At 74.1% G+C, this 19,138-nt stretch carries 21 protein-coding genes; 15 read left to right on the top strand and 6 right to left on the bottom strand.

The window, feature by feature from the left end; genetic code table 11:
- Positions 1-48: 48 nt before the first annotated feature.
- Entirely contained in the window at positions 49-672 is a 624-nt protein-coding gene (locus tag ACCP09_RS15560; protein WP_208722501.1) for a GntR family transcriptional regulator, read from the bottom strand.
- A gap of 85 nt (positions 673-757) precedes the next feature.
- Between ACCP09_RS15560 and ACCP09_RS15555 the strand changes: the two genes are divergently transcribed.
- From ACCP09_RS15555 to ACCP09_RS15525, 7 genes are all read left to right on the top strand, one after another.
- Positions 758-1,927: an AI-2E family transporter gene (locus ACCP09_RS15555; RefSeq protein WP_027930559.1), complete on the top strand. Its 1,170-nt coding sequence runs from the start codon at positions 758-760 to the stop codon at positions 1,925-1,927.
- Between the two features lie 51 nt (positions 1,928-1,978).
- Positions 1,979-2,548, top strand: a complete 570-nt coding sequence (locus ACCP09_RS15550) for a biotin transporter BioY (protein WP_027930558.1) — start codon at positions 1,979-1,981, stop codon at positions 2,546-2,548.
- Positions 2,548-3,777 carry a class I adenylate-forming enzyme family protein gene (locus ACCP09_RS15545; RefSeq protein ID WP_433747269.1) on the top strand — a complete coding sequence of 410 codons (1,230 nt, stop codon included), beginning with the start codon at positions 2,548-2,550 and terminating at the stop codon, positions 3,775-3,777. The genes ACCP09_RS15550 and ACCP09_RS15545 overlap by 1 nt, the downstream gene beginning before the upstream one ends.
- 272 nt (positions 3,778-4,049) lie before the next feature.
- Positions 4,050-5,156: a thiolase family protein gene (locus tag ACCP09_RS15540; RefSeq protein WP_433747266.1), complete on the top strand. Its 1,107-nt coding sequence runs from the start codon at positions 4,050-4,052 to the stop codon at positions 5,154-5,156.
- Positions 5,153-5,827, top strand: coding sequence for an energy-coupling factor ABC transporter ATP-binding protein (locus tag ACCP09_RS15535; protein ID WP_027930555.1), 675 nt, complete (start codon positions 5,153-5,155; stop codon positions 5,825-5,827). The genes ACCP09_RS15540 and ACCP09_RS15535 overlap by 4 nt, the downstream gene beginning before the upstream one ends.
- Positions 5,824-6,423, top strand: a complete 600-nt coding sequence (locus ACCP09_RS15530) for an energy-coupling factor transporter transmembrane component T family protein (protein ID WP_433747263.1) — start codon at positions 5,824-5,826, stop codon at positions 6,421-6,423. Before ACCP09_RS15535 ends, ACCP09_RS15530 begins: the two co-directional genes overlap by 4 nt.
- Before the next feature lie 281 nt (positions 6,424-6,704).
- Positions 6,705-7,481: an adenylate/guanylate cyclase domain-containing protein gene (locus ACCP09_RS15525; RefSeq protein ID WP_027930553.1), complete on the top strand. Its 777-nt coding sequence runs from the start codon at positions 6,705-6,707 to the stop codon at positions 7,479-7,481.
- A gap of 727 nt (positions 7,482-8,208) precedes the next feature.
- Here the strand turns inward: ACCP09_RS15525 and ACCP09_RS15520 are convergent.
- From ACCP09_RS15520 to ispH, 3 genes are read right to left on the bottom strand one after another with little or no spacing between them, the layout of a single operon-like run.
- Positions 8,209-8,463, bottom strand: coding sequence for a hypothetical protein (locus tag ACCP09_RS15520; protein ID WP_433747259.1), 255 nt, complete (start codon positions 8,461-8,463; stop codon positions 8,209-8,211).
- A gap of 17 nt (positions 8,464-8,480) precedes the next feature.
- On the bottom strand, positions 8,481-9,527 hold the full coding sequence (locus ACCP09_RS15515) for a terpene synthase family protein (RefSeq protein WP_433747256.1): 1,047 nt from the start codon (positions 9,525-9,527) through the stop codon (positions 8,481-8,483).
- Positions 9,524-10,813 carry a 4-hydroxy-3-methylbut-2-enyl diphosphate reductase gene (ispH, locus tag ACCP09_RS15510; protein ID WP_433747253.1) on the bottom strand — a complete coding sequence of 430 codons (1,290 nt, stop codon included), beginning with the start codon at positions 10,811-10,813 and terminating at the stop codon, positions 9,524-9,526. Before ispH ends, ACCP09_RS15515 begins: the two co-directional genes overlap by 4 nt.
- A gap of 356 nt (positions 10,814-11,169) precedes the next feature.
- Between ispH and ACCP09_RS15505 the strand changes: the two genes are divergently transcribed.
- The 3 genes from ACCP09_RS15505 to ACCP09_RS15495 are packed head-to-tail and all read left to right on the top strand — an operon-like array spanning position 11,170 to position 13,951.
- Positions 11,170-12,270: a polyprenyl synthetase family protein gene (locus ACCP09_RS15505; RefSeq protein WP_378337034.1), complete on the top strand. Its 1,101-nt coding sequence runs from the start codon at positions 11,170-11,172 to the stop codon at positions 12,268-12,270.
- A gap of 17 nt (positions 12,271-12,287) precedes the next feature.
- Complete coding sequence (locus ACCP09_RS15500) at positions 12,288-12,944, top strand: ABC transporter ATP-binding protein (RefSeq protein WP_228684728.1); 657 nt, start codon at positions 12,288-12,290, stop codon at positions 12,942-12,944.
- Positions 12,941-13,951 (top strand): ABC transporter permease, encoded by a 1,011-nt coding sequence (locus ACCP09_RS15495; RefSeq protein ID WP_433747248.1) that lies wholly within the window; start codon positions 12,941-12,943, stop codon positions 13,949-13,951. Before ACCP09_RS15500 ends, ACCP09_RS15495 begins: the two co-directional genes overlap by 4 nt.
- Positions 13,952-14,031: 80 nt before the next feature.
- Here ACCP09_RS15495 and ACCP09_RS15490 read toward each other — a convergent pair whose 3' ends face one another.
- Positions 14,032-14,553 (bottom strand): YceI family protein, encoded by a 522-nt coding sequence (locus tag ACCP09_RS15490; protein WP_433747245.1) that lies wholly within the window; start codon positions 14,551-14,553, stop codon positions 14,032-14,034.
- 109 nt (positions 14,554-14,662) lie between these two features.
- Here ACCP09_RS15490 and ACCP09_RS15485 point away from each other — a divergent pair, with 109 nt between their 5' ends.
- Entirely contained in the window at positions 14,663-15,784 is a 1,122-nt protein-coding gene (locus ACCP09_RS15485) for a sensor histidine kinase (RefSeq protein ID WP_027930547.1), read from the top strand.
- A complete protein-coding gene (locus ACCP09_RS15480; protein ID WP_433747241.1) occupies positions 15,772-16,425 on the top strand; it encodes a response regulator transcription factor in 654 nt (217 codons plus the stop codon). Before ACCP09_RS15485 ends, ACCP09_RS15480 begins: the two co-directional genes overlap by 13 nt.
- A 6-nt stretch (positions 16,426-16,431) precedes the next feature.
- Here ACCP09_RS15480 and ACCP09_RS15475 read toward each other — a convergent pair whose 3' ends face one another.
- Positions 16,432-17,895 carry an aminotransferase class I/II-fold pyridoxal phosphate-dependent enzyme gene (locus ACCP09_RS15475; RefSeq protein WP_433747238.1) on the bottom strand — a complete coding sequence of 488 codons (1,464 nt, stop codon included), beginning with the start codon at positions 17,893-17,895 and terminating at the stop codon, positions 16,432-16,434.
- Between the two features lie 182 nt (positions 17,896-18,077).
- Between ACCP09_RS15475 and ACCP09_RS15470 the strand changes: the two genes are divergently transcribed.
- The 3 genes from ACCP09_RS15470 to ACCP09_RS15460 all read left to right on the top strand — a co-directional run bounded on the left by ACCP09_RS15470 (position 18,078) and on the right by ACCP09_RS15460 (position 19,034).
- Positions 18,078-18,200 (top strand): hypothetical protein, encoded by a 123-nt coding sequence (locus ACCP09_RS15470; RefSeq protein ID WP_267283890.1) that lies wholly within the window; start codon positions 18,078-18,080, stop codon positions 18,198-18,200.
- A 74-nt stretch (positions 18,201-18,274) separates the two neighbouring features.
- Positions 18,275-18,484 carry a hypothetical protein gene (locus tag ACCP09_RS15465; RefSeq protein ID WP_123682529.1) on the top strand — a complete coding sequence of 70 codons (210 nt, stop codon included), beginning with the start codon at positions 18,275-18,277 and terminating at the stop codon, positions 18,482-18,484.
- A gap of 31 nt (positions 18,485-18,515) precedes the next feature.
- Positions 18,516-19,034 (top strand): NUDIX domain-containing protein, encoded by a 519-nt coding sequence (locus ACCP09_RS15460; protein WP_027930543.1) that lies wholly within the window; start codon positions 18,516-18,518, stop codon positions 19,032-19,034.
- The last annotated feature ends 104 nt before the right edge of the window (positions 19,035-19,138 follow it).

Raw genomic sequence — 19,138 nt, 5'->3', positions numbered from 1 at the left:
GTGTGGTCTCGCGGGCGCCGGTGGCGCGCCCCGGGGCGGTCCGGGTGGTCAGTCGGCGAGGTCCTCCAGCTCCCGCCAGATCTCGGTGGTCACCGCGGTGGCCGTGGCCGCGTCGCGGGCGCGGCAGGCCTCGATGAGCCGCTCGTGCAGCTCCACGGACTGGTGCCCGGCGCCCTCGCCGAACCGGATCCGCTCCAGGCGGCGGATCAGCGGCGTGTAGCGGTCGATCGTCGCGGCGACCGCGCGGTTTCCGCAGGCGCGCACCAGCACGTCGTGCAGTTCGTCGTCCGCGCGCAGGGCCCCGTCGACGTCCCCGGCGCGGGCCGCGGCGGCGAAGCGGTCGTTGGCCGCCGCCATCGCGTCGCAGTCCGCGTCGCTCAGCCGCGGGACCGCGGTGCGCGCGGCCAGCTCATGCATCGCCCGCACCACCGCCGCCGCGTCGCGCACGTCCCGCGACAGCAGTGGCGTGACCCGCGTGTGGCTCTGCGGCTTGGTCTCGATCAGGCCCTCGTCGGCCAGCCGGGCCAGCGCGTCCCGCACCGGGGCACGTGACAGGCCCAGCTCCTCGGCCAGGTCGGCGTCGCGCACCACGCTGCCCGGCGCGAGATCACCCCGCACGATCGCGTCCCGGATGACCTGGTGCGCGGTTTCCCGCAGCAACGTCCGCCGCACTCGTTCCACAACTGACATGTTAGATGTCAATTGCGGTCGAGACCAGCCCTGTTTCACCAGCCCTTTCCCGGGTTACTCGCCCAGCGTGGCGGCGTCACCAGCGGATGCGGAGGGGCCAGACGAACTGGTCGGCCAGCCCCGTGACGCCATCAGCGGCCCGGTCGCCGACGCCGAAGCCGTCGCCGAGCGCATCAGCAGCGAGGACCGCCCGCTGGGCCCGCCCGGCAAGCCGATGAACAAGCGCTCGCCGTTCTTCATGGGCATGGCCGCGGCCGCCGGAGCGGCCGTCACCGCGGGCGGCGTCTGGTTCCTGTTCATCGCCAGCGGCACGCTCGTGCTCATCGGCGTCGCCCTGTTCGCCGCGATCGGCCTGGAACCGGTCGCGTCCTGGCTCGTCCGGCGTGGGCTGCCGCGGCCGCTGGCGGTCACGGTGATCGTGATCGGCGGGCTGGGCCTGGCCGCCGGGTTCTTCGCCGCGCTCATCCCGCCGCTGGTCGACCAGGCCGTCCGGTTCATCGACCAGGCGCCGGAGTACGTGGCGCGGCTGGGCGACCGCAGCTCGTGGCTCGGCCAGGTCAGCGCGCGGTTCGACCTGCAGCGACGCCTGCAGAGCACCTTCAGCGACCCCGACCCGGCCCTGGTCAACGGGCTCCTCGGCAGCGGCCGAGCGGTGCTCGGCACGCTCACCGACACCCTGATCGTGCTGGTCCTGACGATCTACTTCCTCGCCGACTTCCCGCGGCTGCGCGCCACGATCTACCGCTTCGTCCCGCACACCCGGCGTCCGCGGGCGATCCTCATCGGCGACGAGATCTTCGCCAAGGTCGGCTCCTACGTGCTGGGCAACGTGGTCATCTCGATCATCGCCGGGGTGCTGGGGTTCATCTGGTTCACGATCTTCGGCATCCCGTACCCGGTGCTGCTGGCGCTGCTGCTCGCGGTGCTCGACCTGATCCCCGTGATCGGCGCGATCATCGCCGGGGTCGTGGTGAGCCTGGCCGCGCTGACCGTGTCCTGGCCGGTGTGCCTGGCCACCGTCGGGTTCTTCGTCGTCTACCGGTTCGTCGAGGACTACCTGCTGACCCCGAAGATCATCGGCCGGTTCGTCGACGTGCCCGCGCTCGTCACGGTCGTCGCGGTGGTGCTGGGCGGGGTGCTGCTGGGCATCGTCGGCGCGCTGGTCGCCATCCCGGTGGCCGCCGCGGTGCTGTTGTTCGTGCGGGAAATCGTCTTCCACCGCATGGATCACAGCTGAATGTGACCTGCGTCTTTCCCGCCGCGGCGGAGCACGGGTTACCGTTCCCGCGTGTCCCGCCCCGCCCTGCCCGCAGGTGACCTCGCCCGCACCGTCGTCTTCGCCGCGTTCATCGCCGTGCTCGGGCTCTTCCCGGGCCTCTACGTCGGCGGCTCCGGCGTGCCGATCGTGCTGCAGAACGCCGGCCCGCTCCTGGCCGGCTGCGTGCTGGGGGCGCGCCGCGGCACCGCGTCGGTCGTGTTGTTCCTGGCGCTCACCGCGATCGGCCTGCCGCTGCTGTCCGGCGGACGCGGCGGGATCGCGCCGTTCATCGGGCCCAGCGGCGGGTTCCTGATCGGCTGGATCTTCTCGGCGCTGGTGGTGGGGCTGATCGTGGCGCGGCTGAAGCGCCCCAACGTGCCGGTGCTGCTGCTCGCCGCCGCGGCCGGCGTGGTCGCCGACTACGTCTTCGGCATCACCTACCTCGGCATCTACACCGGTGACCTGGGCGCCGCCGCCGTGCAGTCGCTGGTGTTCCTGCCGGGCGACGCGGCCAAGGTCGTCGCGGTCGCCCTGATCGGCGCCGTCGTGCACCGCGCGCTGCCCGGCAAGCTCGTGGGATCGGCGTCGCGGAGCGAGTGATGGACCCGGACGGCCGGGCGTACGGCGCGGCCCGGTGGCTCGCCGGCCGCGGGATCGGCGAAGGCTCGCGGGTCGCGCTCGACGTGCCCGACGTGCTCCCGTGGTTCCTGGGCGCGGATCTGCTGGGTGCCGCGTCCCTGGTGGTCGAGCCGGCCTGGACACCGGCCGAGCGGGCCGCGGTGCTCGCCGACGCCCGCCCGGACCTGGTGGTCACCGCTGCGGCCCCGCCGCCTGCCGGGCCGGTCGAGCAGGCCGGTGACGGGGAGACGTTCTTCTACCTGCCGACGACCTCGGGCAGCAGCGGCAGCCCGAAGGTCCTGGTGCGCACCCGCGACTCGTGGCTGCGCAGCTTCGCCGCGCTCGGACCGCTGCCTGGGCCGGTGCTGATCCCGGGGCCGCTGAGTTCGTCGTTGTTCCTGTTCGGCGCGCTGCACGCGCGGTGGTGCGGCCGGCCGGTGGTCACCCTGCCGCGCTGGGACGCCGAGGCCGCGGCCCGGACGGAGGCCACCACCGTGCACCTGGTGCCGGCGATGCTGTCCGCGCTGCTCGCGGTGCTGGAACGGCGTGGCGGGCGGTGCGCCTTGCGGACGGTGGTGTGCGGCGGCGCGCATGTCGGCGACGAGCTCCGCGAGCGCTTCGCGCGGGTGCTGCCGGAGGCCGAGCTGGTCGAGTACTACGGCTCGGCGGAGCACTCGCTGATCGCGATCCGGCGCGGCGCCGGGGGACTGCGGCCGGTGCCCGGCGTGGAGCTGGACGTGCGCGACGGGGTGCTGTGGGTGCGGTCGCCGCTGGCCTGCGCCGGGCAGCTCCGCGATGGCGACCTGCGCGCGGCCGGCGACTGGACGACGGTTGGCGACCTGGTCGAGTTCGACGCGTCCGGCGCGCTGACCGTGCGCGGCCGGGCGGGTGCCACGATTTCCAGCGGCGGGCGGCTGGTGCCCGCCGAGGAGGTCGAGGCCGTGCTGCGGACCGCGCCCGGGGTGGTGGACGTGCTGGTCGCCGGCACTCCGCATCCCCGCCTGGGCGAGCTGGTGACCGCGGTGGTGGAAGGTTCGCCCCGGCTGGGTGAGCTGCGGGCGGTGGCCCGGAACCGGCTGTCGCCCGCGAACCGCCCCCGGCGGTGGCTGGCGGTCGAATCGCTGCCGCGCACGGCGTCCGGGAAGCCGGCGCGGGCGCTCGTCGCCGCGGGGCTCGCGGACGGGACGCTGCCCGTGGAGCCGTTGAGGTGACCATGGCTGCCGCGATTGCCGCGTGTGTCGGGCTGGGGCGGGTGTTGGTTGCCGCGCGGCTGGGGGCGCTGGATGTGGAGTTGCTGTCGTGACTGTGCCTGTGGTGGTCGTGGCGTGTGTCGGGCTGGGCCGGGTGTTGGTTGCCGCGCGGCTGGGGGCGGTGGATGTGGGGCTGGTGTCGTGATCGTGCCTGTGGTGGTCGTGGCGTGTGTCGGGCTGGGGCGGGTGTTGGTTGCCGCGCGGCTGGGGGCGGTGGATGTGGGGCTGCTGTCGTGACCACGCCCGTTGTGATCGCCGCTCGGCGGACCGCCATCGGCAACGCGTTCGGAGCCCTGCGCGGGGTGCCGGTCGACGAGCTGGCCGCGCCCGTGCTGCGGGCTGCCCTCGACGACGCCGGTCTGTCCACAGTGGATGACGTGGTGCTGGGGAACGTGTTCGGGCCGGGCGGGAACCCCGCGCGGGTCGCCGCGTTGCGGGCTGGCCTCGCGGTGCCCGGGGTGACCGTCGACCGGCAGTGCGCGAGCGGGCTGGCCGCGATCACCCTGGCGGCGGCGATGATCCGCGCCGGTGAGGGCGAGGTGTTCCTCGCGGGCGGGGTGGAGAGCGCCTCGACGGCGCCGTTCCGCGCCTGGCGGGTGGACGGGAGCAGCGAACCGGGCGAGTTCTACACGCGGGCGCCGTTCGCGCCGGCGGAGATCGGCGATCCCGACATGGGTCCGGCGGCCGACCTGGTCGCCGCGGAGGCCGGGATCTCGCGGCAGCGGCAGGACGCCTTCGCCGCACGCAGCCACGCCCGCGCGGTCGCGGCGCAGCGGGCGGGCCGGTTCGACGCCGAGATCGTGCCGGTCGGCGGGGTGGTGCGGGACGAGCGGCCGCGCGACGGCTTCACCGAGGCGCGGCTGGCGCGGTTCCGGCCCGCGTTCACCCCGGACGGCACCGCGACGGCAGCGAACTCGTGCGGAATCAACGATGGCGCGGCGGCGGTGCTGATCGTGAGCGAGCGCGTGCAGCAGCGGCTCGGGGTGCCGGGGCTGCGGCTGGCCGCGTCGGCGACCTCGGCGGTGGACCCGAACCGGCTCGGGCTCGGCGCGGTGCCCGCCATGCGGCGCGTGCTGGACCGGCGGCCGGACGTGGTCGAGTTCAACGAGGCGTTCGCCGGGCAGGCGCTGGCGTGCCTGGACGCGGCCGGGATCGACGAGGAGGTCGTGAGCCCGGACGGCGGGGCGATCGCGCTGGGTCACCCGTGGGGAGCGTCGGGCGCCGTGCTGGTCGTGCGGCTGTTCGGCACACTGGTGCGGCGGCGGGCCGGGACGTGCGGGCTGGCCGCGCTGTCCGCAGGCGGCGGGGTGGGTGTGGCGACGAGGTGGGAGACGGGATGATCGAGTTCGAGGGCGTCGGGCACGCGTACGGCTCGCGGGTCGTGCTGTCCGATGTGGACTTGCGCATCCCGGAGCGGCGGGTGGCTTTCGTGGGCGCCAACGGTTCCGGCAAGTCCACGCTGGCGCGCATGATCAACGGGCTGGTGGCCCCCACGGAAGGCCGCGTCCTGGTCGACGGTCTGGACCCGGTGCGCGAGGGCCGGGCGGTGCGCAAACGGGTCGGGTTCCTGTTCACCAACCCGGACAGCCAGATCGTGATGCCCACCGCCGGTGAGGACGTCGCGTTTTCGCTGCGCCGGAGCGGGCTGTCCAAACCGGAGCGCGCCGGGCGGGCCGCGGAGGTCCTGGCGCGCTACGGCCTCGGCGACTACGTGGACCACCCGGCGCACCAGTTGTCCGGCGGGCAGAAGCAGTTGCTGGCGCTGTGCGCGATGCTGGTGCTGGAGCCGGACATCCTGGTCTGCGACGAGCCGACGACGCTGCTGGACCTGCGCAACAAGCGGCGGTTCGCCGAGACGCTGGCCGGGCTGCCGCAGCAGGTGGTCCTGGTGACGCACGACCTGGAGCTGCTCGGCGGCTTCGACCGGGTCGTGGTGCTGGACGCGGGCCGGGTCGTGGCGGACGACGCGCCGGGGCCGGCGCTGGCGTGGTACCGGAAGCTGATCGCGTGAACGCCTGGTACGAGCCGGGGACGAGCGTCCTGCACCGCACCCCGGCGGGGGTGAAGTTCCTGGTGCTGCTGGCGCTCGCCGTGGTGATCTTCGTGTTGCGGTCGCCGGTGTGGCTCGGGGTGTTGTGCGCCGCCGCGGTGGCCGGTTACGCGGTCGCGCGGGTGTCCGGGCGGCGGTGCTGGGGGCTGCTGCGGTCGCTGGGGCTGCTCGTCGCGGTGGTGTTCGCGTTGCAGTGGTGGCTGCTCGGGCTGGAGCCTGCGGTCGTGGTGTGCCTGCGGATCGTCGCCGCGCTCGCCGCCGCGAACCTGGTGACGGTCACGACCCGCGTCGACGACCTGGTGGCCGCGATCGAGCGCGGGCTGGGCCCGTTGCGGCGGTTCGGGGTGCGGCCGGAGCGGCTCGGGTTGCTGGTCGGGTTGACGCTGCAGGCCGTGGCGACGCTGACCGGGATCGCGGGCGAGGTCCGGGAGGCGGCCAAGGCGCGCGGCGCGGACCGGTCGGTGGTCGCGATCACCGTCCCGTTCCTGGTCCGGACGTTGCGGCACGCCGACGAGCTCGGGGAGGCCCTCGCCGCGCGCGGTGAGGGTGATCGCTGACGCGTCGCGGGTGATTGCGGGCCGCTGTCCTGGTCGCGTGGTGACCGAGGTGGCCGCGGTGGCTGGCGGTGGGGTGGTGACCGGTGAGGCCGTCGGTGGCTGGCGGTGGGGTGGTGGCCGGTGAGGCCGTCGGCGGCCGCCGCAGCTGGCGGCGGGGGCGGTCGTTGAGGCGTCGCGGGGGTGATTGCGGGGCAGTGTCCTGGTCGCTTGGTGATCGACGTGGCCACCGGTAGCCGCGGTGGCTCTCGGTGGGGGTGATCGCGGGCCACTATCCTGGCGCGGTGACCGACGAGGCCCCCGGCGGCCGCCGCAGCAGGCTTGGCCAGGCGTTGCGCGAGGTCGACCGGCGGGAGAGCCTGCTCCGCACCGCGCGGTTCGTCCGGCGGCTCGCTCCCGGCGACAGTGAGATGGGCGACCCGCTGTCCACGGCGGGCCGTCTGCCGTCGCACCGGCTGGCGCGCGCCCTGGCCGGCAACCCGGAGCCGAGTGTGCTCCGCGAGCTGGGCCTGACCGCGGTCCAGGTGTGGCAGGCGTTCACCGATTCCCGGCGCGCCACCGAGACCGCCGGCATCACGATCCTGTTCACCGACCTCGTGGGCTTCTCGACGTGGGCGCTGGAAGCCGGGGACGACGCGGCGCTCCGCCTGCTGCGCGAGGTCGGGCGCGTGAGCGAGCCCGAGATCACCCGCCGCGGCGGCCGCGTGGTGAAACGCCTCGGCGACGGCCTGATGGCGGTCTTCGCCGAGCCGGAAGCCGGGGTCGAGGCGGCGATCGAGGCGTGCGCGCGGGTCGCCGAGCTGGAGATCTCCGGGCACCGGCCGAGCCTGCGGGCGGGCCTGCACGCCGGGACGCCGCGCAAGCTGGGGCACGACTACCTGGGCGTGGACGTGAACGTGGCCGCGCGGGTGGCGGACGCCGCGGGCGGCGGGCAGGTCCTGATCTCGGCTCCGGTGCGGGAGGCGCTCGACCCGGAGCGCTTCGAGGTGCGCCGCAAACGCTGGTTCCGGGCGAAGGGCACGCCCCGCGACCTGGAGATCTTCGCGGTCGAGCCGCGCTGACACCCGCGGCCGGTGGACGCCGCAGAGGGGGCATGACACCCGCGGCCGGTGGGCGTCGCAGTGGGGACACGGCGCCCGCGGCCGGTGGGCGTCGCAGATGGGGACACGGCGCCCGCGGCCGGTGGGCGTCGCGGTGGGGGCATGACGCCCGCGGCCGGTGGGCGTCGCGGTGGGGGCATGACGCCCGCGGCCGGTGGGCGTCGCGGTGGGGGCATGACGCCCGCGGCCGGTGGGCGTCGCAGATGGGGACACGGCGCCCGCGGCCGGTGGGCGTCGCAGTGGGGACACGGCGCCCACCGGCTTGTCGCGGCCCGGAACCGGACCGTCGTGGGGTGGACTCGCCGAGGGCGGCGGGCCGCGGGTTTGTCCGGATTGATCGAGGTGGGACCCTCCTCCCTTGCCTGGTGCCTGGTGCCTGGTGCCTGGTGCCTGGTGCCTGGTGGCTGGTGGCTGGTGGCTGGTGGCCGGCCGGCCGGCATGGCTGGCTGGGCGGCCGGCATGGCTGGCTGGGCGGCCGGTCTGGCCCGGCTTGACCTGGTTGGCGTCTTTTGCGGCATGGCCTGGCATGGCCCGTGCTGGCGTGCCCGGCCCTGCCCCGGCCGGGCCAGGCCGGCCCTGGCGTGGCGCCGATCAACCCCCGGGCCTACCGGCGCCTCGCCCGGATCGACGTCTCACACCGGCCGCTGCCGGGCCGAGCTGGTGCTTGTGCCCTCGCCCCGGCCGGGCATCACGCTGGGGCGCCGCCGGCGAGGAGGGGGTCGTTGCGGACCCACAGGACCGGGCCGACGCACCGCCAGTCGCCGGGTTGCCAGCGGCCGAAGGTCTGCCCGGCGATGCCCGCGGCCTGGCAGAAGTAGGCGCTGCCCAGGTCCTGCACCGGCGCCCAGCCTTCCTCCTGTGCGGACGCCGGCACCTGCGTGAGCGCCAGCGCCGAGCCGAGGGTGGCGACGGCGATCAGGCTCCGGATGACGTTTCGCTTCATGACTCCTCCACAAGTGTTCACAACGAGTCCCACCACCAGGCGATGGCGGGGATGGGCACCGGGTCGGGGCACGGGTCCGACGGCTCGTCGGCCCAGCGCGGGTCCTCGCCCGGGCTGGTGTACCCGTGGTAGCGCGGCACCCGCAGGGCCCAGTCGGTGTTGCCGCGGATCGCGTGGCCCAGCCCGTCCAGGTAGGTCCGCAGCGCTGCACTGACCGGCTTGGCCGCGACCTCCGAGCGCAGGCGCAGGAACCGGTTCATCACGCGGTCCCGCAGCGCGTAGGCCCGCACCACGGCCTCCTCCGCGCCGAGCCCGTGCCGCGCGCGCAGCACGTTGATCAAATTGATGCCGGTTTCGCCTTCGTCTTCCTCCTTCCGGTAGGAGTGCAGGTCGTTGTCCCACGAGGCGACGAGGATCGTCATCTCGGTGAGCGCCCGCACCGCCGGTGAATCCATTTCCGCAGCCGGAACCTCCTGCCCCGCGGCGATTTCGAGCATCGCCAGCGTCGGCGGCCCGCCCGCGCTGTTCAGCCGGATCGCGGTGTACTCGGCCAGGTCCGGCATCCGGCCGCGGCCCCGGCACGCGATCTGCCACGCCACCCCGAACAGCCACGCGCGGTGGGCTTCGGCGAACCGGCGCACCTGCACGGGCGTCGCGCACGCCGCGAAGGTGCGGCCGATGTCCTGCAGCGCCAGGACCATCGGATCGCCGTCCGGCGGCGGGTGCCACGGGTTCTCCAGCGCGCGCTGCGCCTGCCCGGCCATCACCAGGAACTCGTGCGGCGAGCGCGCGAACTCACCGGAGTCGCACCGGGCGTCGTCGAACGCGAAACCCCAGTACACCCAGTGCGCCGCGGCCTCCACGTTCTCCGTGATCCCGTCCGGGGCGAAGCGGGCGTAGAACTCGGCGCTGTTCGTGCCCACGATCCGCATCCGCTCCGTCTCGTCGCGGTAGAAGCGGACCCGGTCCAGCCAGGCGATGGCGCGTTCCTCGATCAGGTCGACGTCGGGGTGGATCCGCGACTCGACCGGGCAGTAGAACGGCCGCAGCCGCACGGTGGTCACGACGGAACCGCCGGTTCGCCGAACCGCACGGTTTCCACCGCGGCGACCCGCTCCTCGACCGTGACCGGGCCGAGCCCGCCCAGCGCCGCGACCATCCGGTCCACCAGCTCCGGCGGCGCCGAGGCGCCCGCCGTCACCGCGACCGTGGTGGCGGTGCGCAGCCAGGCGAACCGGATGTCCTCGCACCGGTCGACCAGGTGCGCCGGCGTGCCGTGGCGGTGGGCCAGCTCCACCAGGTGCCGGGAGTTGGCCGAGTTGGCCGAGCCCGCGACCAGCAGCAGGTCCGCCTCGTCCAGCACCGCCCGCACCGCGGCCTGCCGGTTGGTCGCGGCGTAGCAGATGTCGTCCGACCGCGGCCCGCGCAGCGCGGGGAACCGTTCGCGCAGCGCGTCGACCACCCCGGCCGTCTCGTCGACCGCCAGCGTCGTCTGCGTCAGGTAGGACACCCGCGACGGATCCGGCACCCGCAGCCCCGCCACGTCGCCCGCGGTCTCCACGACCACCGTCGACTCCTTCGCCTCGCCCGCGGTGCCGACGACCTCCTCGTGGTCGTGGCGCCCGATCAGCACCACTGTGTCGCCGCGCCCGGCGAAGCGCCGCGCCTCCGCGTGCACCTTCGACACCAGCGGGCACGTCGCGTCGACGACCCGCAGCGCCCGCTCCCGGGCGTGCGCGCGCACCGACGGCGGCACCCCGTGCGCGGAGAAGATCACCAGCTGCCCACGCGGCACGTGGTCCAGCTCGTCGACGAACACCGCGCCCCGCGCGGCCAGCTCGTTGATCACGTGGGTGTTGTGCACGATCTGCTTGCGCACGTAGACCGGCGGGCCGTGCTCGGCCAGCGCCCGCTCCACGGTGCGGATCGCCCGTTCGACACCCGCGCAGAACGACCGCGGCGCGGCCAGCCGCACCACGCGCGGCCGCATCGCCTTGGCCGCCGCGGCCAGCTCCGCGCGAACGGCTTCGCCGTGTCCCTGGCGCAGATTCCCCGTGTTGAGGTGTCCCACCGCGAGGGCAGGCCCCGGTGGACCGGCCGGCGCGCCTGCCCAGTCCGGGGCCAGGGCGGCTCGCCCGCCGGGCGGGATCCCCGGTGGCGGGCCCGATCCGGCCAGGACGACCCCGTCCGCGACGCGCAACCCGCGGCGGCGCAGTCCCCCGGCGAGCAGGGGAGCGGCCGGGCACGGTTCGGTGCCGCCGTGCCAGCGGATCTCGTTTGGCACCAACACATCGGCGCCGGGCGCGGCGAAGAGCGGCACCACTTTCCCGGTGCGGATGGGGACGGTCATGCGGGTCCTCCTGTTCCGCCCATTTCGGGCGGCGGTGCGAACGCAGCGGAAAACGCTGCCAGACAAGGGATTTCGGGTTTCCGGTGATCGCCGGACAACTCCACGGTGCCCGAAGCGCGGGCCCGGTTTCAAGCCCGCCGCGCAGCTTCATTCGAACGAGTTTTTGTTTCCGTTGCGCCGCAATGGGTTCATCACGCCGCTGAGTTGTTCACCGTCCGCGATGAGGAAACGCGAATCCTCGCTCACAAGGTCGGCCCCGGCTCCCGGAAGTGTGGTGCGGCGAGTTCGCCGTTTCACCCGTCCGCTCCGGTGCTACTTCTCCGACCGCGTCTTTCCCCAGCACTCGAGGAGAATTCATGTCGACTCGGCTCGCCGATGTGACCGCACCCCCGCGACCGCGCGCCCCGGCGGAACCGGACTTCGGCCGGGCGCTGGAGGAGGTCGAGGCCGCGCTCGGCGAGTTCCTCGACGCGCAGGCCCGCGACCCGGCCGACCGCTGCCTGCCGCCGCTGGTCGACGTCCTGCGCGAGTTCGTCCGCGACGGCAAGCGGCTGCGCCCCCTGTTCTGCCACTGCGGATGGCTCGCCGCGGGCGGCGACCCGGCCGGCGCGCCGGTCGCGCGGGTCGGCGCGGCGCTGGAGCTGTTCCACTCCTTCGCGCTCATCCACGACGACGTCATGGACGGCTCCCACCTGCGGCGCGGCCGCCCGTCGATGCACCGCCGGCTCGCCGCCCGCTACCACGGCGACGACCCCGAGGCGGCCGCGCGCTTCGGGGTGAACGCCGCGATCCTGCTCGGCGACCTGTGCCTGGCCTGGGCCGACGAAATGCTGCTGACCGCGGGCGTGGACGACGACGACCTGCGGCGGGCCGCGCCGGTGCTGCACGCGATGCGCAGCGAGGTCATGGTCGGCCAGTACCTCGACCTCGGCGGCGAGTGGACCGAGGACGTGCTCGATCGCGCCTGGCGCGCGCTGCGCCTGAAAACCGCCGGCTACACCGTGGAACGGCCGTTGCAGATCGGGGCCGCGCTCGCCGGGGGCGGCCCCGATCTGCTGCGCTGGTGCACCGCCTACGGCCGCCCGCTCGGCGAGGCGTTCCAGCTGCGCGACGACCTGCTCGGCGTGTTCGGCGAACCCGGCACCACCGGCAAGTCCGTGCTCGACGACCTGCGCGAGGGCAAGCAGACCGTGCTGATGGCGCTGACCTGGCGGCGGGCGCGGCCGGGGCAGCGCGAGGTGATCCGGCGGCTGCACGGCGATCCGGACCTGGACGCCGACGGCGCGGCGCGGCTGCGGGCCGTCATCTCCGACACCGGCGCCGAAGACGCGGTCGGCGAGCTGATCGAGGCCAGGGCCCGCGAGGCGCTCGCCGCGCTGGAGGCGGCGGACCTGCCCGCGACGGCCCGCCGCGCCTGCGCGGAACTCGTGCACCAGGCCACCCGCCGGACCCGCTGACCGGGAAGGGAGATCCGGTGTCCACAGTGTCCAATTCGGACTACGTGTTGCAGGCGGTGAACCTGCACAAGTCTTTCGGGGCGCGCCACGTGCTGCGGGGCGTCGAGTTCGGGCTGCGGCCCGGCGAGCTGCTCGGCGTCCTCGGCGAGAACGGCGCGGGCAAGTCCACCCTGCTGCGCATCCTCGCCGGGGTGCTGCGCGCCGACCGCGGCGAAGTGGTGCACCGCGGCCGGCTCGGCTACTGCCCGCAGCGGATCGTCGTCAACGACGAGCTGACCGTGGGCCAGCACCTGCGGTACTTCCAGAGCGCCTACCACCTGGAAGACCTGACGGTGGCCGAGTCGGTGGCCGAACGGCTCGGGCTCAACCCGTTCCGGCACACCCGCGCCGGGGTGCTCTCCGGCGGCACGCGGCAGAAGCTCAACCTCACGCTGGCGCTGATGCACGACCCGGACGTGGTGCTGATGGACGAGCCCTACCAGGGGTTCGACTGGGAGAACTACCTGACCTTCTGGACGCTGACCGACCAGCTGCGCGCGCAGGGCCGGTCGGTGCTGGTCATCTCGCACCTGGCGCACGACACCGAACGGTTCGACCGGCTGCTGCGGCTGGCCCGCGGCCAGGTCGAGCCGACCGACGCGATGGCGGGCGCCGAACTCGAGGCGGCGTCATGACCGTCCGGGAGCTGGTGGAACGGGCCCGGCGCTGGCAGGCCGGGATCGCGGACTCGACGACTTGGCACGCAGCGTTGCTGAAGGCGATCGCGTTCGAGGTCGCGCAGCACGCGCGCAACCGGCTGGCGCTGTCGCTGGTGGTGTTCTTCATCCCGTGCTGGCTGGCGATCGTGCGCACGGTGATCCCGTCGCGGCCGATCGAGTACCAGTCGCGGATCGCGCCGGCGCCGATCACGGTCGACGCGAGCGAGCTCGCCCTGATCTCCGGCGCGCTCAACGCGCTCACGCTGATCATCGGGTTCATGCTGTTCGCGTCGGTGCGGCGGGCGCGGGAGTTCGACCAGCGGCTGGTGCTGGCCGGGTTCCCGCGGCCGGTGCTGCTGCTGGCGAAACTGGCGGGGCTGGTGCTGGTCGCGACGGTGGTGTCCGGCTACGCGAGCATCGTGATGGGGTTCTACTGCGATCCGCACTCCGGCGGGATGCTGTTCCTGAGCCTGCTGTCGGCGGGGCTCATCTACGGCGGGCTCGGGGTGGCGCTCGGGGTGGCGGTGCCGACCGAGCTGGCCGGGATGTTCGTGATCATCATGGTCAGCCTGGTCGACGTGATGGTGCAGAACCCGGTGATCAACCCGGGCAAGGACCAGGCGGTGCTGCGGTTCCTGCCCACGTACGGGCCGATGCAGAGCGGGGTCGCGGCCACGTTCACCGACTCGGCGTCGTTCGGGTACCTGATGCTCGGGCCGCTGTGGCTGCTGGTGTTCGCCGCGTTCGGGCTGGGCGCGTTCTACCTGCGGACCAAGGACCACTCGCGGCACACCGGCGGTCCCGGCGAGCCGGAGGCGGCGGTGGTGACGGTGCGGCTGCGGGCGGACGGGACGCTGGAGGTGGAGTCGCGGCGCGGGCCGGTGATGGTGTGCACGGAGCAGCCCGCGCCGCTGCGGATGCCGGAATGGCTGCCGCTGTCGGAGAAATCGCTCGGCTCGGCGAGCGCGGCGCCGGGCGGTTGACGCTCGCCTGCACGGTGTTCGCCAATCCGCACGGGGGTGGGCCACCCCGCCGGAGGGGCAATGCCCGCCGTGTGGGCGGTTCAGGCCCGCTCGGCGACCAGCTCCAGCTCCAGGTCGAGGTGACGCCCGGTCATGCCCTTCATCGCCGTCACGCCGAAGGCATAGCGGTCCACCCGGCTGTGCGCGCGCACCCGCAGCCGCGGGCCCTCGGTGACCGCCGAGTCGACGTGGACGTCCAGTGGGCCGTTGGTGCCACGCACGGTCAGCGTGCCGCGCAGGACCCAGCCGGCGCCGTCCCGCTCGATCGTCGTCGAGGCGAAGGTGATGTCGGGGTGCCGCTCGGTCTCCAGGTACTGCCCGGACCGCACCGTGCGGTCGCGAGTGGCGTTGCCGGTGTCGATGCTTGCCGCGTCGATGGTGGCGGTCACCGCGGAGGAGGTCACCGGGTCGGCGACCGTCACCCGCCCCTCGCGCAGCCGGAACGTGCCGCGCACCGGGCCGAGGCCGAAGAAGTGCCGCGTGGTGAACGACAGGCGTGACCCGGCCGCGTCGATGCGGTAGGCGCCCGCGGCGGGGATCTCGATCGTGCTGGAAGCCGTCATGCCCGCCAGTCTGGCGGAGAACCACCGGCCGCGCGTCGGCCGACGGTGGGCACCGATGTCGACTTTGGTCGCTGGTCGTCACGGCTCTCGCACCCGTACGCTCCTCCACGTGCACGGGGAGTTGCTCTGCGAGCGGGGGAGGACGGCGCTGACCATCGCCGCCTCGGCGGGGTTCGCGGCGACCGCGGCGGGGGAGATCGTCTCGGGTGTCCGGGGCGCGCCGCTCGTCGCGGATCTCGTGGTCGGCGTCCTCGGCTGCGCGCTGGTGCCGTTGCTGTTCCGGTGGCCGGTGCCGTCCGCGGTGGTGCTCATGGTGCTGACCGCGTTCGTCCCGACCGCGACGCCGCCGGCGAGCGTCGGTGTCGTGCAGATCGCGCGGCGCGGTCCGCTGGCCGTGGCGGTGGGGGTCGCCGCGGCCGGGGTCGCCGGCCACCTCGTGCGCGGACTGTGGCGGCCGACGCCCGGCCTGCCCTACGAGTGGTGGGTCGTGCTGGTGGTCCTCGGGCACGCCGCGCTCGTCGGCGGCGGCGCGCTCGCCGAAGCCCGCCGCCAGCTCATCCTGTCGCTCACCGAACGCGCCCGTCGCGCCGAGGCCGAGCAGGGCCGACGGATCGCCGAGGCCCGCGCGGCCGAGCGCACCCGCATCGCCCGGGAGATGCACGACGTGCTCGCGCACCGGCTGTCGCTGCTGGCGACCTACGCCGGGGCGCTGGAGTACCGGCCGGACAGCTCGCCGGAGCGGATCGCGCAGGCGGCCGGCGTCATCCGGGCCACGGTGCACCAGGCGCTGAACGAGTTGCGGGACGTGATCGCGCTGCTGCGGGACACCGACGAGGACCCGGACGGGCCGCTGCCGACGCTGGCCGGGCTGTCCGAGCTGGTCGAGGAGTCGCGCGCGGTCGGCACGCCGGTCGAGGTGCGGGACACGCTCGACGCGGCCGCGGTGCCCGGCGCCACCGGCCGCACGGCCTACCGCGTGTTGCAGGAGGCGCTGACCAACGCCCGCAAGCACGCCCCCGGCAGCCCGGTCCGCGTGGAACTGGGCGGCGCGCCCGGCGCCCGGCTGCGCATCGTGGTGTCCAACCCGGTGTCCGGCGCCGCTCCGGGCCCGGGCGGTGGGGTCGGGCTGGTGGGGCTCACCGAGCGCGTGCGGCTGGCCGGCGGGCGGCTGGATCACGGCGCGGTGGCGGGGGAGTTCCGGTTGGCGGCGGAGTTGCCGTGGCCGGCGTGACCCGCGTGCTGATCGTGGACGACGACGCCCTGGTGCGGTCCGGTCTGACGATGATGCTCGACGGCGCGCCGGGCATCGCCGTGGTAGGGCAGGCCGGCGACGGGGACGAGGTGCCCGCCGCGCTCGACGCGCACCCCGCCGACGTCGTGCTGATGGACATCCGGATGCCGCGCCTGAACGGGATCCTCGCCACGCACCGGACGCGCGCGCGGCCGAACCCGCCCGAGGTGGTCGTGCTGACCACATTCGACACCGACGAGAACGTGCTGCGCGCGCTCCGCGCCGGGGCGAGCGGGTTCCTGCTCAAGGACGCGCCGCCCGTGGAGATCGCCGACGCCGTGCGCCGGGTCGCCGCGGGCGATCCGATCCTGTCCCCGCGCATCACGCGACGGCTCATGGACCGGGCCGCGGTCGAAGCCGGATCCTACGAACGCGCCCGCGCCGCCTTCGCCGCGCTCAGCCCGCGCGAGCACGAAGTCGCCCTCGGTGTCGGCCGTGGCCTGACGAACGCCGAGATCGCCGCGGAGCTGTTCCTCAGCGTGGCCACGGTGAAAGCGCACATCACCCGGATCCTGTCCAAATTGGACGCCGGCAACCGGACGCAGATCGCGCTCATGGCGCACGACGCCGGTTTCTGTTGAGCGCCGTCAGCGTTGCACGACGCGGAACGTCTTCAGCTGCGGGTCCGCCGGGTCGGGCAGGTACATGCCCGCGTCGAGGCCGCTCAGCAGGTAGTCCACCACGGGCCGGGTGATCACCTCGCCCGGCGCCACCGCGGGCACCCCCGGCGGGTACGGGCTGATCACCTCCGCGCACACGCGCCCGATCGCCTCCTCCGGCGGCACGTCCTCAATGGGACCGAAGAACGCGTCGCGCGGCAGCATCGCCTGCTCCAGCTCCAGTTCGCCGGGCTCGGGCAGGTCGACCGGTTTGGCGGGACGGATTTCGCCGGCGCGGTCGGCCAGGTCGCGGATCGCGGTGAGCAGCCGCCCGGTGGTCTCCTCGTCGTCGGCGATCGTGATCTGCGCGGCCATCCGCCGGTGGTCGGACAGTCCCACGTCGAGCCGGTGGTGCTCGCGCAGCCATTCGCTCGCGTCGTAGCCGGACCGGTCCAGCTCCGCGAGGTCCAGCACGATCTTGAGCGGATCGTGGTCGTCGGCCAGCCGCGGCCCGACCAGGTCGTCCCGCTCCATCACGCGGATCCCGGGGATCGCGGCCAGTTCCGCGCGCACCGACGCGGCCAGTTCGAGCGCGCGTCCCAGCAGTTCCTCGCCGTGCTGCACCATCTGCCGCCGCCAGCCGTCGAGCCCGGCGAAGATCAGCGCGCTCGGGCTCGTCGTGCCGAGCAGGTCCGCCCGCGACGCCAGCGCCTGCGGGTCGATCCGGCCGCCCCGCAGGTGGAACACCGAGCCCTGCTCCAGGCCGCAGCCCATCTTGTGCACGCTGGTGACGCACATGTCGGCGCCGGCGTCCATCGCCCACGACGGCAGGTCCGGGTGGAACGGGAAGTGCGCGCCCCACGCCTCGTCCACGATGAGCGGCACGTCGTGGTCGTGGCACACCCGCGCGGTCTCCCGGATCGCGGCGCACCCGCCGTAGTCGGTCGGCGTGATCAGCAGCATCCCCTTGGCACCGGGGTGCGCGGCGAACGCGTCCCGGACGTCCTCCGGCCCCGGCGGGTGCGCGAGGTGGAACCGCCCGTCCCACCGCGGGTGCACCCACACCGGCCGCACGCCGCTGATGATCAGCCCGGCCACCACGGACTTGTGCGCGTTGCGGGACACCAGCAGCTCGTCGCCCGGTCCGGCGACGGCGAGCATCGCGCTCTTCACCGACAGGGAGCTGCCGCAGGTGGAGAAGTACGCCTCCTCGGCGTCCACGGCGTCGGCCATCAGCTCCTCGGCCTTGGCCAGCACGCCCTGGGACATGCGGCGGTCGTCGAGGCCGTTCATGAGGATGATGTCCGAGGCGAACGCGTCCCGGCCCACGACTTCGGCCAGCCGAGGGTCGACGCCGCGCCCCTGTTTGTGCCCGGGCGGGATGAATCCCAGGTGACCGCGTTCGCGGTACCGCTGGATGGCTTCGATCACCGGCGCCTGCGCATGGTCCACGCGGCCGGGCTTCCCCCTGCGGGCCAACGGCAAACTCCGTCCCGATCCCCGGAAAGGTGTCCCCCGTTCATGGGATTCCGCGTGGCGGCCGCTGCTGGCCGCGTGTTAATTTCCGACCTCGCCGTGGCTGTGCACGACGCTGGAGGGGAACGTATGTGTGCCAAGCCTGTTCCGGGCGCGCGATGAGCGACCGGACACCCATTTTCGACGACGTGGTCGCCGCGATCGGGCTCGACTGGTCCGAACTGCAGGCCGACGAGGTGACGTCGGCGGCCGAGGGGGTCGTGGAGGAGACCGTCTCGTGACCCGGCCGGGCTCCGATCGCGTGGAATCCGGCGTTGCGGTGGCGGAGGCAGGCGGGAGCCGCCATTCTGCGAGCATGGCGGACGGGACCGAAGCCGGGCCGGGCGAGCTCTTCTGGCAGATCGTCGAAGTTCTCCACGTACCGCGTTCGCTCGCCGAGCAGGAGCTCGCGCGCTCCCGCTCCGACGTCGCGAACGGCATCGTCCGGCCGGGTGATCCGGCCGAGCCCTACGCGCTGGCCTGGCGGCGCATCCGCAGCCAGTTGGCCGGGCAGAACCTGGCCTGACCGACCGCGGCCGGCCAGTACGATCCGGTCCATGAAGATCGACCGCCCGCTGCTGTTCGCGCCGCAACGCTGGGAGTGGGGCGGTCTCGACGCCGTGTTCTCCACCTCGGCGCCTGCCGACGAGCTGGTCACCAACGTTCACGTGGCCGGTTTCGTCGGCGACCGGATCGTCGTGTGCCGGGACGAGCGGTACGGCTGGTTCCTGCCGGGCGGCACGCGGGAGGCGGGGGAGAGCATCGGCGAGTGCGTCGCCCGCGAACTGGCCGAGGAGGCCGGCGCCCGGCTGGCCGGCGAGCTGCGGTGGATCGGCGCGCACCACTGCGTCAGCGACCGGCCCGAGCCCTACCGTCCGCACCAGCCGCACCCGGAGAAGGCGTGGCTGTGGTGCGCGGCCGAGGTGGAGATCGTCGGCGAGCCGGGCAATCCCGACGACGGCGAGCAGGTGGTGGAGGTCCGCCTCGCCGCGGTCGCCGAGGCGCAGGCGTTGCTCGGCGCGAGCGCGGACTGGATGCCGGACCTGATCGCGCTCGCCGTCGAGTCCCGCGGCTGAGACATCCGCCCCGCGGCCCTTCCCCACGCGGTCGATCTCCCTTAACGTGCGCTAAGCAAGGTTCCGGCTGCGGCCGGAACGGGCGAACGGAAGGGGTGTTGCGA

Source organism: Amycolatopsis sp. 3B14, from assembly GCF_050958625.1.
Lineage (GTDB): Bacteria > Actinomycetota > Actinomycetes > Mycobacteriales > Pseudonocardiaceae > Amycolatopsis_E > Amycolatopsis_E thermoflava.
This window is presented reverse-complemented; position numbering and strand designations above follow the sequence as displayed.

Excerpts from the sequence above, each read along its gene's own strand:
- ACCP09_RS15460 (WP_027930543.1), top strand. The coding sequence starts at position 18,516 with ATGAAGATCGACCGCCCGCTGCTGTTCGCGCCGCAACGCTGGGAGTGG.
- ACCP09_RS15535 (WP_027930555.1), top strand. The coding sequence starts at position 5,153 with ATGATCGAGTTCGAGGGCGTCGGGCACGCGTACGGCTCGCGGGTCGTG.
- ACCP09_RS15505 (WP_378337034.1), top strand. The coding sequence starts at position 11,170 with ATGTCGACTCGGCTCGCCGATGTGACCGCACCCCCGCGACCGCGCGCC.
- ACCP09_RS15520 (WP_433747259.1), bottom strand. The coding sequence starts at position 8,463 with ATGAAGCGAAACGTCATCCGGAGCCTGATCGCCGTCGCCACCCTCGGC.
- ACCP09_RS15490 (WP_433747245.1), bottom strand. The coding sequence starts at position 14,553 with ATGACGGCTTCCAGCACGATCGAGATCCCCGCCGCGGGCGCCTACCGC.
- ispH (WP_433747253.1), bottom strand. The coding sequence starts at position 10,813 with ATGACCGTCCCCATCCGCACCGGGAAAGTGGTGCCGCTCTTCGCCGCG.
- ACCP09_RS15470 (WP_267283890.1), top strand. The coding sequence starts at position 18,078 with ATGAGCGACCGGACACCCATTTTCGACGACGTGGTCGCCGCGATCGGG.
- ACCP09_RS15465 (WP_123682529.1), top strand. The coding sequence starts at position 18,275 with ATGGCGGACGGGACCGAAGCCGGGCCGGGCGAGCTCTTCTGGCAGATC.
- ACCP09_RS15495 (WP_433747248.1), top strand. The coding sequence starts at position 12,941 with ATGACCGTCCGGGAGCTGGTGGAACGGGCCCGGCGCTGGCAGGCCGGG.
- ACCP09_RS15545 (WP_433747269.1), top strand. The coding sequence starts at position 2,548 with ATGGACCCGGACGGCCGGGCGTACGGCGCGGCCCGGTGGCTCGCCGGC.